General features: G+C 46.3%; 15 protein-coding genes. 9 read left to right on the forward strand and 6 right to left on the reverse strand.

The window, feature by feature from the left end:
* Nucleotides 1-425: transposase (locus tag AAA939_RS08985; RefSeq protein WP_338225954.1), on the forward strand; the 425-nt coding region annotated here is incomplete at its 5' end.
* Nucleotides 426-571: 146 nt separating this feature from the next.
* Here the strand turns inward: AAA939_RS08985 and AAA939_RS08990 are convergent.
* The gene (locus AAA939_RS08990) at nt 572-1,054 is read right to left on the reverse strand and encodes a universal stress protein (RefSeq protein ID WP_057707690.1); all 483 of its coding nucleotides are present in this window, start codon (nt 1,052-1,054) and stop codon (nt 572-574) included.
* A 66-nt stretch (nt 1,055-1,120) separates the two neighbouring features.
* Complete coding sequence (locus tag AAA939_RS08995) at nt 1,121-1,405, reverse strand: hypothetical protein (protein WP_338230853.1); 285 nt, start codon at nt 1,403-1,405, stop codon at nt 1,121-1,123.
* Between the two features lie 159 nt (nt 1,406-1,564).
* Between AAA939_RS08995 and AAA939_RS09000 the strand changes: the two genes are divergently transcribed.
* Complete coding sequence (locus tag AAA939_RS09000) at nt 1,565-1,720, forward strand: hypothetical protein (protein WP_338209997.1); 156 nt, start codon at nt 1,565-1,567, stop codon at nt 1,718-1,720.
* Nucleotides 1,721-2,765: 1,045 nt separating this feature from the next.
* On the opposite strand, the gene AAA939_RS09005 is transcribed toward AAA939_RS09000, so the two are convergent.
* Nucleotides 2,766-4,046 carry a replication-associated recombination protein A gene (locus AAA939_RS09005; protein ID WP_338209996.1) on the reverse strand — a complete coding sequence of 427 codons (1,281 nt, stop codon included), beginning with the start codon at nt 4,044-4,046 and terminating at the stop codon, nt 2,766-2,768.
* Nucleotides 4,047-4,168: 122 nt separating this feature from the next.
* Between AAA939_RS09005 and gshAB the strand changes: the two genes are divergently transcribed.
* The 3 genes from gshAB to AAA939_RS09020 all read left to right on the forward strand — a co-directional run bounded on the left by gshAB (nt 4,169) and on the right by AAA939_RS09020 (nt 7,479).
* On the forward strand, nt 4,169-6,418 hold the full coding sequence (gene gshAB, locus AAA939_RS09010; protein ID WP_338209994.1) for a bifunctional glutamate--cysteine ligase GshA/glutathione synthetase GshB: 2,250 nt from the start codon (nt 4,169-4,171) through the stop codon (nt 6,416-6,418).
* Between the two features lie 162 nt (nt 6,419-6,580).
* Complete coding sequence (locus AAA939_RS09015; protein WP_338209992.1) at nt 6,581-6,859, forward strand: autorepressor SdpR family transcription factor; 279 nt, start codon at nt 6,581-6,583, stop codon at nt 6,857-6,859.
* Nucleotides 6,856-7,479, forward strand: coding sequence for a DUF1648 domain-containing protein (locus AAA939_RS09020; protein WP_338209990.1), 624 nt, complete (start codon nt 6,856-6,858; stop codon nt 7,477-7,479). The genes AAA939_RS09015 and AAA939_RS09020 overlap by 4 nt, the downstream gene beginning before the upstream one ends.
* A gap of 226 nt (nt 7,480-7,705) precedes the next feature.
* Here the strand turns inward: AAA939_RS09020 and AAA939_RS09025 are convergent, their stop codons facing one another.
* Complete coding sequence (locus AAA939_RS09025) at nt 7,706-8,164, reverse strand: YueI family protein (RefSeq protein WP_338209989.1); 459 nt, start codon at nt 8,162-8,164, stop codon at nt 7,706-7,708.
* A 150-nt stretch (nt 8,165-8,314) separates the two neighbouring features.
* On the opposite strand from AAA939_RS09025, the gene AAA939_RS09030 reads away from it, so the two are divergent.
* The gene (locus AAA939_RS09030) at nt 8,315-8,932 is read left to right on the forward strand and encodes a DUF1054 family protein (protein WP_338209987.1); all 618 of its coding nucleotides are present in this window, start codon (nt 8,315-8,317) and stop codon (nt 8,930-8,932) included.
* 187 nt (nt 8,933-9,119) lie between these two features.
* On the opposite strand, the gene rpsD is transcribed toward AAA939_RS09030, so the two are convergent.
* Nucleotides 9,120-9,728 (reverse strand): 30S ribosomal protein S4, encoded by a 609-nt coding sequence (gene rpsD / locus AAA939_RS09035; protein ID WP_057707677.1) that lies wholly within the window; start codon nt 9,726-9,728, stop codon nt 9,120-9,122.
* 197 nt (nt 9,729-9,925) lie between these two features.
* Nucleotides 9,926-10,387: a GAF domain-containing protein gene (locus AAA939_RS09040; protein ID WP_338209983.1), complete on the reverse strand. Its 462-nt coding sequence runs from the start codon at nt 10,385-10,387 to the stop codon at nt 9,926-9,928.
* 170 nt (nt 10,388-10,557) lie between these two features.
* On the opposite strand from AAA939_RS09040, the gene ezrA reads away from it, so the two are divergent.
* The 3 genes from ezrA to thiI all read left to right on the forward strand — a co-directional run bounded on the left by ezrA (nt 10,558) and on the right by thiI (nt 14,901).
* Nucleotides 10,558-12,279 carry a septation ring formation regulator EzrA gene (gene ezrA, locus AAA939_RS09045; protein ID WP_338209982.1) on the forward strand — a complete coding sequence of 574 codons (1,722 nt, stop codon included), beginning with the start codon at nt 10,558-10,560 and terminating at the stop codon, nt 12,277-12,279.
* Between the two features lie 175 nt (nt 12,280-12,454).
* A complete protein-coding gene (locus tag AAA939_RS09050; RefSeq protein WP_338209980.1) occupies nt 12,455-13,609 on the forward strand; it encodes a cysteine desulfurase family protein in 1,155 nt (384 codons plus the stop codon).
* 74 nt (nt 13,610-13,683) lie between these two features.
* Nucleotides 13,684-14,901 (forward strand): tRNA uracil 4-sulfurtransferase ThiI, encoded by a 1,218-nt coding sequence (gene thiI, locus AAA939_RS09055; RefSeq protein ID WP_338209978.1) that lies wholly within the window; start codon nt 13,684-13,686, stop codon nt 14,899-14,901.
* The last annotated feature ends 333 nt before the right edge of the window (nt 14,902-15,234 follow it).

Raw genomic sequence — 15,234 nt, forward strand, 5'->3', positions numbered from 1 at the left:
ATTCAAATCTAGAAACACGTAAACCACAATGGTTTACGCATCTAAAAGACTGGTTTACTCAAGAACAGTTAATCTTAAAGGGCTTAGAACTGGATCCAATTTTTCAACATACTTACTTTACAGCGCACGCTTTAGTGGATGCGTTAAGAACCAGAGATTACCAACGTTTCATCGAAGCTTTAAGTAGAACTGACAAAGTCAGTTCACAGCTTGAAACAACCATTAAAACCTATCGTAAACATCTGTCTCTAATTAAAAACATGATGGCAAGTACCTACTCCAATGGCCCTTTAGAGGGCGTTAATCGCAAAATAAAGCAAATCAAACGGACGGCGTACGGGTACAAAAATTGGTCGCGTTTTTACACACGAATTCGGATTGAATTTACAATTCAGAACAAAAAAAGGAAACCAATTCGAAAATGAATTGGTTTCCTCATAAAGTTCCTCATCAACAGCCGTTGACAAAGAGCCTAAATTATCCGCTCCGTCGGGGAGCCCTGGTGTGCTGTGGGGGATGGTCCCAACCAAAAAAAGGCCACCATTATGGTGACCTTTTTTAGTGGGACTAATTATTTTTTCTTAGGTTTAGGTGCGGGCTTGTTTTCCAAATCTGTCCGGACAACGAGCACGTCGCATACCGCCATACGGGTGACGTATTCGGTTACGGATCCAATCAATAAGCGTTCTACCGCGTTAAGCCCGGTAGCACCAATCATGATTAAATCAATGTCCAAATCCTTAGGAACGTCGCGTGCGATGATTGTCTTGGGTGCGCCGTATTCGATCGAATAGTCGACGTTTTCCAAGCCATCCGCCTTGGCTTCGGCAACGTATTTATCCAAAGTCTTTTGGGCGGTATCCGTCACTTGTTCAACCATCGTGGTGTCAAAACTCGAAATGTTTTGGAATGCTCGGGTATCCACGACATGCACCATGTGCACGGACGCTTTAGGACCGTTACGCTTGGCTACAGCGACTGCTTTCTTAAATGCTAACTCCGCTTCATAAGAACCGTCAACGGGAACTAAAATGTGTTGGTATTGTTGTAACATGATTCTCACCCCTCAATACTTTATACCTATATTGTAAAGGTTTTCGTAATAAATAAAAAGCGTTTTCTACTGGAATTGCATAAAACTGACTAAAAGCAAGCCAACGGCCATCATGATCAAACAACCACTAGCGAGGACGATCGCAATCCAGACGGTACTTTGAAAGAAAACGGTGACGGCACTACCAACGGCGACCAGTAGCATTAAGCTACCGCCGTACCGCGCAACGTGCTTGACCGTTGGCGTTTGATTAGGATCAAATGTGAGAAAGGGGCGGGACTGGTGGCTGACAAGGTAGTAGCCAATCCAACCAGCAATCAGGGTGTAAATAATGAGCATTAGGGTGATCAAGGTGATATCGTCCTTTCGTAACTTATATTTTGATATTTAATTAACGCTTTTCAAATGGTAACACACTTGATGTGTGCGCAGGGTTTGATTTTATAATTAAAGTTCTGAAGGTTGAAAGTTCCATAATAGTTCCAATTGTTGTCATATCAACAGTTAACAATGACAAAGTATGATCATTCATCGCTTCGCCGGACAGCAGTCGTGGGCTGTGGGGGCGGCTACAGCCCAGAAGCGGTCTTTCGCCTCGCTTGGAAGCCTAAAACCCAAGTCTTCCAAGTCGCCCCGCCACGTAACCTGGCACAAAACGCCAGCTAACGTGGCCGTCACTGCCCACAACCGCTGTCCGGCTACACTAAGACTAGTTAAAAACAGCCTAAATCAATTTTTTAGATCCTTTTACTTAGCTGAAGGCCGACCATGATATACCTGCCATGGGGGTGGCAAATTTCCAGTTTACGCCACCGACGCCTTGCGAGACGCGGGCCAAGATGTTCCTTAGGCTTGGACCGGTCGCCATGGCCGATGTAATCATAGGTGGCTGGAAACGACAAGCTGAACTAATTTTGTTGCCATTAACGTTGTTATAGCACCATCTATTAAACTGCGCCTGCAGAAGCAGTGGGCCATGGGATTGGCTACAAAAGAACGGTTTTCCGCCTCGCCCGAAACGATTGAAAAAGTCGCAATTGTCCCGGACCGTCCGTGGTGTAAAGACCGGCAACAATCAATACCACCTTCACGACCGATATCATCGGTGACAACCTCCGATTATCCGATAGTAAGACTGTTTTTAGCGCAGTCGGGTAGCCTTGGTGTGCTGTGTCGGCAAGATTGGCGGGCGAATTTTACGCCAATCTTGCGGGGCGATTCAAAGACGTGGGTTATCGGCTTTGAATTGAGGGAGCAGACCGTACTTTGGCTGGGAGCGTCCCCCATAGCACACCGAGGCTACCCGACGGAGCGGATAATTTAGGAGTGACTATCGCTACTATTACGGTGTTAATATCGATTTTAGACATTTCAACCTTTAGCTTTTAGTTTTATAAAAGTAATTTTGAATTGCAACAAAAAAGGCCAGAACCGGAGTCCTGACCAACGGAAGTAAACTTCCGGAAAAACTAGTGGTGCCGTTAACCGCCCTTCAGTATTGACCCGCTTCAACGCAGGTGGGATGAGCTGACTAATCCTCTAACTACCAAAGGATAAGGCATGTTATGATAACTAGCTAACACTCTTCCCAAAGTTAAATTACTTGTTCGGCAACACTTTGTTTAGGGCAATGCGCACACCTTAGTAATTTCGACTTATAGTCTAGCATATAAAAATAAAAGTTGCAATGATTCGCAATAGGACAATGTTGTTAGCGGTTTCTAGCATTAGCCTTTAATAATTTTTGATATTGTTCGGCGAGGGCGGTTTCGTACCGACCGTTCGTCTTGGGTTGATAATATTCGGCCCGTTTAATGGCGTCTGGTAAATATTGTTGTGCGACCCAGTCACCGGGGTGATCATGTGGGAAGTCGTAACCGACGCCATGACCTAGTTTGGCGGCCCCTTGGTAATGTGCATCCTTTAGATCGGCGGGGATGTCCCCGTAATGGTCCTTTCTGACCGTAGTCAAAGCGGCGTCCATAGCGTTGATCCCCGAATTTGATTTGGGTGACAGGGCAAGTTCAATCACTGCGTCCGCTAACGGAATGCGGGCTTCAGGAAAACCAAGTTGGTCGGCCGCTTGCACCGCCATGACCGTGTGGGCGCAGGCGGGTGGATTCGCCATCCCGATGTCTTCGTACGCAATCACCATTAAGCGCCGCATAATGCTCTTCAGGTCACCGGCTTCGACTAAGCGGGCGAGGTAGTGCAACGCCGCGTTGACGTCGGAACCCCGAATTGATTTTTGAAACGCGGAGATGACGTCGTAGTGGGCGTCACCATCCTTATCAGCGGAAAGGGCCTTTTTTTGCAAACACTCTTCGATAATGGCTTGTGTGACGTGGATGATGCCTTGGTCGTCTGGTGTTGAAGACAAGACAGCTAGTTCCAGTCCGTTGAGTGCGCTACGTAAATCACCGTTCGTTGCGGTACACAGGTGGTGCATGGCACCGTCCGCTAAGTCAACGTCGTAGTCGCCAAGCCCGTTGGTTTTATCTTTTAAGGCCCGCTCAATGGCCGTTTGAATGTCAGTCGCCGTTAGTGGGAAGACTTGAAAGATTTGAGTCCGACTCCGAATCGCTGGATTAATACTAATATAGGGATTTTCAGTCGTGGCTCCAATCAAAATAATGCGGCCGCTCTCTAAGTGTGGTAATAAGAAATCTTGTTTGGTTTTATCCAAACGGTGGATTTCATCTAGCAAGAGAATGACGGTCCCGCTCATTTTGGCTTCTTCAGCGACGATTTGTAATTGTTTTTTACTATCAGTTGCGGCGTTCAGCATGCGAAAGGCGTACTTGGTTGAACCAGCGATTGCGCTGGCAATGCTAGTTTTACCAGTACCCGGGGGACCGTATAAAATCATTGAGGACAGGCGTTTAGCCGTGACCATTCGGGCAATGATCTTACCGGGACCGACGAGTTGTTGTTGACCAACGACGTCTTCGATGGTTTTAGGCCGCATCCGATAAGCTAATGGCTGTTGCATCCTTTAAAATCTCCCTTGCAAAAGTAGTCCTAATTATTATAGCATTTAGGAAGACGGACACCGAACGATTGGTTCAGGACCCAGTACGGTATAATAACTTAAAAATGATAGGATTGATTTAGATGGAATTAGATGCCATTGGTAAAGCAATCACGGAGTACCACTTGATTCCGCTCGTAAGCCATTCAAATATGGGCTTAGAAGTCACGATGCAGCGGGTGGACGGTAGCGGTAAATTATCAACGCAACCGATGCCCGATGCGTTAGCAAAGACGCGTCAGAATCATCAAATCCATAATGATTTTGCGCAGACGCAGTTGAAGTTGGTGACGCCAGCGACGGCTGATGTTGATGCGTTAATGGCTTACTTGTCCGGCTTAAATACCACGGCCCGGCGAGCGTTGGCGGAAGACGACTATCTATGGCCGTTATCGAGTAACCCCGTTTTACCAGAAAAGTTAACGGAGATTCCGCTAGCCGACAATGATACGGTTGGGTTTAAACGCCGCCAAGCGTTAGCTAAAAAATATGACGTGCGTCGCTTAATGACGACCGGGACGCACGTTAATTTAAGTTTTGATGAACAGTTATTTACGCGTTTATATTCGGAAACGTTTCATCAGCAGTTTGATAGCTACGTTGATTTTCGGAATGCGGTCTATCTGAAGGCAGCCCAAGGGTTTGTGCGCATGAACTGGCTAATTCAGTACCTCTTCGGGGCAACCCCAACGTTCGACGTCACTGATAAAGTCACTAAGCGGCAACGAAGCAGTGTGCATCACTCGGCGAACCGGTACAGTCAGGTCAAAGGTGATTACACGTCGATTGACCGGTACGTGGCTAAATTACAAGCTGACGTCCGTAAAAAAGAGCTGTTATCAGTCAGTGATTTTGACGGGCCCGTGCGTTTTCGGAGCACCGGCCAGTTAAGCACGCTAGCACGCCAAGGGGTCTATTACTTGGAATTTCGTGGCTTAGACCTCGATCCAACCAGTCCGATTGGTGTGGATCAAAATGCGGTTGAATTCTTACGGCTGTTGGCCAGCTACTTTGTCATGATGCCGGCGTTACCGACTGCCATGGTGGCTCAAGTGAATGAACAGGCGGATCAGTTGGTCGACCAAGTGACGGGTGAGAATCCGACAACGGCCAGTGCCCAAGCCGTACCGGCAACCCAAGTCTTAGATGCTTTGCGTCATTTTGTGACTAAGAACGGGTTACCTAATAGTGACGCCGTGTTATTAGATCACTTGAAGGAACGGGTCGCCAATCCTAAACTCACGCTAAGTGCCCAGGTTGCTGTTCAAAAAGATCCGTTAGCGTGGGCAAACCAGCGCGCACGGGATTATCAAGCAGCCGCAACCGACCGTCCGTTTGAACTCCCCGGATTTACGGACTTAGATCTGTCGAGTCAATTATTGACGGAACAGGCGTTAGCACGGGGCATCCAGGTCAGCGTGATCGATAAAAAAGCCAATATTTTACGGTTGACTCAGCAAGAACGCGCACAGTTAGTCGTGAGTGGGAGTGGAACGGATTTAAATCCTCAAGCACTAACGACGGTTTTGACGCATAAAGTGGCTGCTAAGCAGATTATGGCCGAGCACGGGGTGCAGGTACCGGCCTCGCAGACCTATCATTCAGCTAATCAGCTAATTGACGACTATGATCGGTTTGTGAGTGAAGGTGGCATTGTCCTGAAGGCCACGGATCAGGATCATAAGGTCGTTGCTTTTCGGATCATGCCCAAACGTGAGTTGTTTGAACAAGTAGTTCGGCAACTCTTTGAGCAAACCCAGACGGTGATGGCTGAAGAATTAGTTGTTGCGTCCAGCTACCGGTTCCTCGTCATTGGCGGTCAGGTCAAGGCCATTGTTGAGCGGATCCCCGCTAACATTGTGGGGGATGGGCGTTCAACCGTTCAGACCTTGCTAGACCGTAAAAATGCGCGACCGCTACGGGGTACGGCGTTTGCTTACCCACAGTCGGCCGTTAAGTTGGGGACGGTTGAACGGTACCGCTTAGATTCGTACCATCTCGATTTAGATTCAGTTGTCGGGCGGGGCACACAGATTCTGTTGCGAGAAGACGCCACTTTCGGGAACGGCTCTGACGTCTTGGATGCCACCACTGATATGCACGCCTCGTACGTTCAAGCGGTTGAAAAGTTGGTTGCCGACCTACACTTAAACGTCGCGGGCGTCGACGTGATGATTCCCAATTTGTATGCGGAACTGACGCCGGAACACCCTGAAATGGCCGTTTACTTAGGCATTCACGCGGCACCGTTTCTATATCCACACCTATTCCCAATGTTTGGGGATCGCCAGCCAGTTGCTGGTCAACTATTAGACGAACTATTTAAAGATTAAGATTAAAAACGCCAGTGCGACGGGATTTATTTTCCCGTCATGCCGGCGTTTTCTTATGGTTACAATCTATTTTGAATATTTTCTAAATAGATGTTGTGAATTGGCTGAAACTTGCTATAATCTATTTAGAGATATCTCTAAATAACTTTGAAGGTGAATGGCATGGCACTTAATCAGACGTTTAAAGCAATTGCAGATCCAGTTCGGCGGCAAATTTTAGAAGGGTTACGGGCCCACCGCCAATCAGCTGGTGAAATTGCGGCGGCGTTTAATCTCAGTCAGGCAACGGTTTCTTACCACTTGAAATTACTGCGTCAGGCCGGGTTAGTCAGTGTGACCAAAGAAAAGAATTTTATTTACTATGAACTGAACGCGAGTGTGTTTGAGGAAATGCTAACGTGGTTATACGGAATGCGTAAGGGCGAGGGGGAATCAAAATGAAAATCAAAGGACAAACGTGGCTAAGTTACTTGGTCATTATTTTACCAATCAGTTATGGCTTGCTGAATTATGGGGCGCTGCCGGCCACTATGGCGACACATTTTAGCGGCGCGAACGCGCGCCCGGATGGGTATATGTCCAAGCCGTGGATGGTCTTTGGCATGCCTTTATTGATGGTGGCGGTACAATTCTTTTGTTTGACTGTGACCCGGTTGAATAGTCAGCATAAGGGGGCTGCCCCACGCTTCGAACGGGTAGTGACGTGGATTATTCCGTTAGTGACGGTCGTGGCCTACGTCGCAACGATTGCGTACAACTTAGGGCATGCGGTTGATATTTGGCGCATTGCGATTAGTTTAGTGGCCGTGATTTTTATTGCGATGGGGAACTACCTGCCGACCATTAGCGCTAGCCAGTACCAACAAATGCACCGCGGGTTTAAGCCCCAGTCAGCTGCCTGGCAACGGTTAAAGTACTGGTATGGTTACTTGCTTGTGGGGAGTGGAATCTTGCTACTGCTGAGTTTGTTCACGGTTCCACTGGTTGCTGGTGTCATTATTGGGGTGACCGTGGTCACCATGTTAGTAATGTCGGTTTATGGGATGCGGCGGCGTGCGTAACGACAATTGATTTTTGAGCGGTATTAAAAAAGCAGCCGTCAATTAAAAATAGCGGTTCAGAAATCATTAAACAGATTTCTGAACCGCTATTTTTCTAGTTGAAACGTGGCACAAAAGGCAGCTTGTTCCGCTTAACCCGGAATTAAGGCCTATTCCAAACCCAGGAATAGACCTTGATTCCACGTTAATGCTCACAACCTGGTCGCCTTTTGTGCCACTCTTTGTTTTAGAATAGTCGTTTTAATTTTCCAAGTAGCCCGTGTGGTTCAGCCGTTTTGGTATCACACGCTGCGGGTTGGTAACGTTTTTGCACATCGATAACGTCCTGATTGATTGCCGTACTGGCAGTGAATACGAGGGCGTAATCATCGTCACCGGTACGGTAAATGTCATCAGTCTTGATCGTAAATTGAATATTGGCCTGACTGGCCGCCTTAATGTACGGTCCGATGAAGTCCTGGTCAAGGTTCCCGTTAATGTACAATTTATAATCAGGATGGGCAGTGAAAGCCTGCGTCATCTCATCAACGTAGTGGGCCCGTTTTAATTGGTAAACCGTCACGGCAACATCGACGCGTTCACGGAAAGTCCCGAGGTACTTACGCTGTTCGTCGGGATGCAGCTTTGGCGTCCCGTGCATAGCGGTCTGAATGCGATCAACCGGTTCTTTTTCTATATCAGCCATTGTCTAACATCCTTTCTTAGATTATCTATTAATTGTAGCATGTTCCCAAATGAATAGCGATGAATATCCGTGAACTCGGGTGGTGGTGGGCTTTTGCGGTCGTATGCAAAATAAGGTATGGTTAAGGCAACGTACAAGGAGGTCATATTAATGTTTACCCGCAAAGATTTTGAGATTTTTGACGACCCGACTCTAACTGGTCGAATGAACTTGATTAAAACAGTGATTGATCCTAAGTTTGAAGCGCTAGCGCCCGCAATCATGGCGGCGTTACCCGTACCGGCCGAGCAACCATTCTACGCCCACGTTGCAAAACACTTGCGCCGTTTTAAAAATCCACCGGTTGATACGTGGGTGGCGTTTAGCCAGAACAAGCGGAGCTATAAAGCGTTACCTCATTTTGAGTTAGGCTTATGGCCGGATTCCCTGTTTATTTACTTTGATGTTTTGGACGAGGGGAAGGCGCAGGTTCAAAAAAGTTTGAAGGCCAAAGAATTGGCCCAGATTTTTATGGACGTTCCCACGGATTTTGTCATCAGCAATAACCACGGGGCGGCGCCGACGCAACCAGCAACGGCGGAAAATGTGACTAAAATGTTAAATAAGTTTGCGCAATACAAGCACAGCGAACTAGTCGTGGGGCGTCAAATTCTAGTGGACGATCCGCTGTTTGATCAGCCTGAAGCATTGACGGCAACCATTATTGAAACGTTTAAGCAATTGATGGGGTATTACCAGCCAATTATGGCGGCGGTGACACGTTCATAATATTTTAAAGAGTGGACTAAACGGGATAAAGGGTCTTTTGTCCCACGTTTCGAGCCATAATAATAGGAAAAACCAGTCAGAAGTATTCGATACTTCTGACTGGTTTTTGAATTTTGTCCAAAACTAATTTTTGATGGTACAAAAAAAGCACCACCGTAGCAGTGCTTTCGCTTCCGTAAACCGGAAATTAAAGTTTGTTGTAGTATTCAACGATTAATGATTCGTCGATATCTGCTTCAAGTTCTTCACGTTCTGGTAAACGAGTTAATGAACCTTCAAGCTTGTCAGCGTCGAATTGTACGAAGTTAGGACGTGCAACAACGGCTTCAACAGCGCCGGTGATGACAGTTAACTTCTTAGACTTTTCGCGAACAGAAACCACTTGGCCAACACTTACTTCGTATGAAGGAATGTCAACGCGTTTGCCATCAACAGTGATGTGACCATGGTTTACTAATTGACGAGCTTGACGACGAGTCGTAGCCAAACCTAAACGGTAAACCATGTTATCCAAACGACGTTCGAGTAAGATCATGAAGTTAACACCATGCTTACCTTCGCGGATCTTGCCGGCTTTAAGGAATAAGTTAGAGAATTGACGTTCAGTTAAACCGTACATCATCCGTAACTTTTGCTTTTCACGTAATTGGGTACCGTATTCTGACATCTTACCGCGACGACCTTGGCCATGATCACCAGGTGCGTAAGGGCGACGTGCTAATTCTTTACCAGTACCTGAAAGGGACATTCCCAAACGACGGGAAATCTTCCAACTTGGACCTGTATAACGAGACATAAATTGTTTCCTCCAATAATTTTAGTTGGAGTAAAATAAGCCGATGTGAGTTCGATATTCGTTCAGACCGGACTGCAGGTTTCACCATTGCAGCCGCAGGTTACTAACTGACCATCAAGGCACCAGTCTGTTGACGAGCTTACCACTCACTGCTGCGTTATTTTACACAAAGAGTAGCATAGCATGTTTAACCCAAGTTAGTCAATGTGTTGCACTAGAATATTGACGAATTCGGTCAGTTCAGCTTCGTTTTCCGCGGTAAAACGGTCAAGCGATGGGGAATCAACATCTAAAACGCCGATTTGATGGCCATCCTTCGTAATTGGGACAACGATTTCCGAGTTGCTGGCGCTGTCACAAGCGATGTGGCCTGGGAATTCATGAACGTCTTTGATCCGTTGGTTCGTTTGGGTCTTAAAAGCGGTCCCGACGACACCGGCGCCAACTTTAATGTGCATGCAGGCGACTTTCCCTTGGAATGGGCCTAAATCGAGTTCACCCGTTGTTTGGTTGAATAAGTAAAAGCCGGCCCAGTTCAGATCATCGTAAGTACTATTTAGTAACGCGCTGGCATTTGCCAAGTTGGCCACCAAGTTCGTTTCTTGAAAAAGAAGTGCGTCTAACTGTTGATTCATAAGTGATGTTTCGGTGGTAGACATGTAAAAATCCCTCCTGAAAGTTCATAAATTCATACTGTTTGACAGTTATGACTATGTTATAATTTAAGGTAGATTTTAATTGGATTTTCAGAAAAAAGCAAGGTTACGGTTCAACAGGGTGAGGCGCAACTGCAATTAAAACGGAATAAATTTATGTGAGGGGTATTCATATGCAAGTAGCAATCGGCATTGTCGTTGTCGCGATTGTGATCTACGCTGCGGTCAAGGGCTTCCAAGTATACATAGATAAACAAGTCCAACAATTGACCGTTCGACAACGGGCGTTGGTCGAGCAAGCGCAGACAACGGATTTCGAAAAAATTGAGCAGTTAGGTTTGACGGGTGGCTCGTTAGCCAAACTGGAAGCATTGCAAAGTGAAGGTCAAAAAGTAGTCGATGACCAATTACCCGCCGTAAGCGAACAGTTGACAAAAATCACCGAACTCGCACGCAGTGTTAAGTTTTTAGAAGCAAAGCAGAGCATCAAAGCCGTGAATGAACAGCTTGATGCCATTGAAAAGCAAGGCTCTGAAATTCGCAAGGGGTTGCAAGCGCTCGATGACGCTGACGAGGCGCACCGCGAAGCTGTTGCTAGCCTTGAAAAGAAGTACCAGGGCTTACGCAAGACGTTATTGTCGCAAAACTTTTCGTTTGGGCCGAGCATTGACAAGTTAGAAGATCGCTTATCCAACTTGGAAGGCGACTTTGACCGGTTTTCCGAATTAGCAAAGTCCGGTGACCACGAAGCAGCGGAAAAGGTGTTAGACCAGTTGCGTCATGACACAAGTGCTTTGGAAATGGACATTGACCGGATTCCACCAATTTACAAAGATTTGGTAAGTGGCTTTCCTGATCAGTTAGCTGAACTTGCAACGGGTTACCACCAACTGGTCGATCAACACTTTCACTTTGAAGTGGCTACGATTGAACCAGAATTGAACTCGTTGAAACAAGCGATTGACGACAATACCGCGTTACTAGGCGACTTGAAAGTTTCTGATGCTGAAAACGGCAACCATGCCATCGAGAAACGTATTGATCACTTATACGATGTGATGCAGGTCGAAATTGATGCGAAGGAAGTTGTTGATAAGCAACAGGGTGAAATCAGCAAGTTCTTGACGCACGCAATGAATCAAAATCACCGGCTACAAATTGAGTTGGACCGACTCGCACAAAGTTATACCTTGAATAATCACGAAGTTGAACGGACCCGCGAACTGAACGAACAGCTCAAAGGGATTGAATCGATTTATCAAGCTGATATGACGGCGCTAACTAGTAAACAGGCGGTTTATAGCCAAATTGCTGCGCATTATGAAGAGCAAGATAAACAGCTGAAGGGGATCGAAGAAGAACAGGTTGCCATCAATGATGGGGTTGCCAATTTAACAGCTGAGGAATCTAAAGCGCACGAAACCTTACAACGCTTTGATTTTGAGATTCACGCGGTTAAGCGGCAAGTCGAAAACGTCAATCTTCCTGGCTTGCCAAAAGATTACCTCGACTACTTCCAAGTGGTTTCACAAGAAATTGAACGACTTGATCATGATATCAATAAGTTAGTCATTAATATGGATGACATTACGAAACAGTTAATCGTCATCCAAGCGGATATGGCAACTTTAAAGGAAAAGACGAGCGACTTAATGGACGCTGCCATGATGGCGGAACAATTATTACAGTACGCCAACCGTTATAAGACTAACCATGACGAAGTGCAGGCGGCTAGTGAAGAGTCACAACGCTTATTCAATGAAGAATACGACTACGCACGGAGCTTGGAAATCATTGCGACGGCGGTCGATAAAGTTGATCCGGGAGCTTACAAACGGATTGAAGACAGTTACTATGGTCAAAAACAGGCTGACCGGACCGAAACTGAAGGCTAGGTTGCGGCCAATCACGGCGATTCGAATCACGTTGATTCGAATCGTTTTTTAGTGGTTACGACTAGCTTGACGGACAAAAGGACTTGTTTCAACGCAATTATTTGGTATAATTGCAAAGAATTCTTATCGAAAGTAAGTGCGTGGCACTGCTTTATTAGAAAGTGAAGGCTCAAACATGATTTATTTTGATAATAGTGCGACGACTCAGGCGGCACCAGCCGTACTAGATACTTATACGAAGGTTTCCCAACAGATTTGGGGCAATCCTTCTAGTTTGCACCGGTTTGGCGAAAATGCATTCCACTTATTGGAACAATCACGGCAACAAATTGCCACGTTGATTGGGGCAAAGCCCAATGAAATTTTCTTCACGTCCGGTGGAACTGAAGGCGATAATTGGGTCGTTAAAGGAACAGCGATGGAGAAGCGGACGTTTGGTAAACACTTGATTACCACGGCGGTTGAACATCCAGCAATTCATAACTCGATGGAACAGTTGGAAGAATTAGGCTTTGACGTGACCTACCTGCCCGTTGATGCGGAAGGCCGAATTAGTGCAGCGGACTTAAAGGCTGCGATTCGCCCGGACACGATTTTAGTTTCGACGATGGCCGTGAACAACGAAATCGGGACGATTCAACCCTTATTAGAAGTGGCGGACGTCTTGAAAGCTTACCCCAAGATTCACTTCCACATTGATGCGGTGCAAGGCATTGGTAAGGGCATCCAGGACATGATCATGAATGACCGGGTAGACTTTGTGACGTTTTCTGGTCATAAATTCCACGCGCCACGGGGCATCGGTTTCATCTATGCGCGTCAAGGTCGGAAACTCGCGCCACTCATGACTGGTGGTGGGCAGGAAAGTAACTGGCGTTCAGGAACTGAAAACTTGCCCGCCATTGCCGGAATGGCTAAAGCGTTACGGCTATTATTGACCGATGAAGATGAAAAAGTGGCCCGTGAGCGTGCCATCAAGCAACGGATCTATGACCACATCAAGACGTTCCCTAAAGTGACGATCTTTAGTCAGCCAACTGATGGGTTTGCGCCGCACATCCTGTGCTTTACGATTAACGGGGTTCGTGGTGAAACCATCGTGCACGCGTTTGAAGATCAGGATATTTTTATTTCAACAACGAGTGCTTGCTCGTCCAAGAAGCACTTGGCATCCAGTACGTTGATGGCGATGCATGTTCAAGAAAATGTCGCTACGAGTGCCGTACGGATCAGCTTAGACGAAAACAACACGTTGGCTGAAGCGGATGAGTTTATCAAAGTCTTCGACAAGTTATATCAAAAGTTTTCTAAGATTAATGCGGATGCCTAAATCGTGTTAATCATGGTTGCCACTAACAAGGGTTAAACCTGTTATTACTCAAAGGAAAGAAGGACTCTTATTTCATGCAATACACTGAAATTATGGTGCGTTACGGAGAATTGTCGACCAAAGGCAAAAACCGCCGGAACTTTATTGACAGTTTAGGTCGTAACGTGCGCAAAGCTTTGCACGATTTTCCAGAGTTAAACGTGCACGCAAACCGTGATCGAATGCACATCATGTTAAATGGTGAAGATTCGACCAAGGTCATGGCGCGTTTAAAGCTGGTATTTGGTATTCAAAACTTCTCACCAAGTATTCGCGTTGAACAGGACATGGACGCCGTATATAAGACGGCCATTGAAATGATCAAAGCGCAATATCAACCTGGGATGACGTTTAAGATCAACACCCGTCGGTCTGATCATCAATTTGAATACGATACGAATGCAATTAATGATATGTTGGGTGGTCAGATTTTAGACCACGTTGACGGAATTCAAGTTAAAATGAAGCAACCAGACATCGTTTTACGAGTAGAAGTTCGTTTGAACGGAATCTTCTTGTCTTCAGAAACGATTCAAGGTGCCGGTGGTCTCCCCGTTGGGACTGCTGGTAAAGGGATGTTAATGCTGTCTGGTGGGATTGACTCACCAGTTGCCGGGTACCTTGGTATGAAGCGTGGCGTTAACATGGAAATGGTCCACTTCTTTAGTCCGCCATACACGAGTGAACAAGCGTTAGCGAAAGCAAAACAGTTAGCTTCGACGTTGGCCAGTTATTCTGGGAGCGTTAAGTTCATTCAAATTCCATTCACCGAGATTCAAGAAGAGATTAAGGAAAAGGTCCCAGAAGGCTATCTGATGACGGTTCAACGTCGACTGATGATGCGCTTAATGGATGCCATTACGCGTAAGCGGAACGGTAAGGCCATTTTCAACGGTGAGTCTTTAGGTCAGGTTGCTTCACAAACGATGGACAGTATGATTGCCATTAACGACGTGACAACGTTGCCAGTCTTACGGCCAGTGATTTCGATGGATAAGACCGAAATCATTAAGGTTGCTGAAGACATCGACACCTATAACTTGTCGATCATGCCATTTGAAGATTGCTGTACGATTTTTGCGCCACCAGCACCGAAGACCCATCCAAAGTTAGACCGTTCACGGTCTTATGAAGAACGGATCGACGTTGAAGGCTTGATGCAACGTGCACTTGATGGCATCGTTATCAGTGAAATCAAACCGGGCGAAAACTACATGAACGCGCAAGAAGACGTTTTTGCAGAGTTACTCTAAAGTAGAGTGAGGCAAAAGGCGAATAGCTTGTGAGCATTAACGTGGCATCGGAAGTTATTCCTGGGTTTGGAATAGGTCCCGATGCCGGGTTAAGCGGAGCAAGTTGCCTTTTGACGCACGTTTCGGTTAGAAAAATAAGAAAAAAGATTCGGAAATTATTTAATTTTCGAATCTTTTTTTGATAGGAATAAAGGCTGAAGTATCTATATGATCCGCTTCAGCGGTCAGCGTTGGTGTGCTGTGGGGGACGGTCCCAGCCATAGTGCGGTCTGGCACCTCAATTCAAAGCCGAAAAATCACGTCTTTGAATTGCCCCGCAATATTAGACGGCTA

The organism is Lactiplantibacillus paraxiangfangensis (assembly GCF_036246185.1).
Taxonomy (GTDB): Bacteria; Bacillota; Bacilli; order Lactobacillales; family Lactobacillaceae; genus Lactiplantibacillus; species Lactiplantibacillus paraxiangfangensis.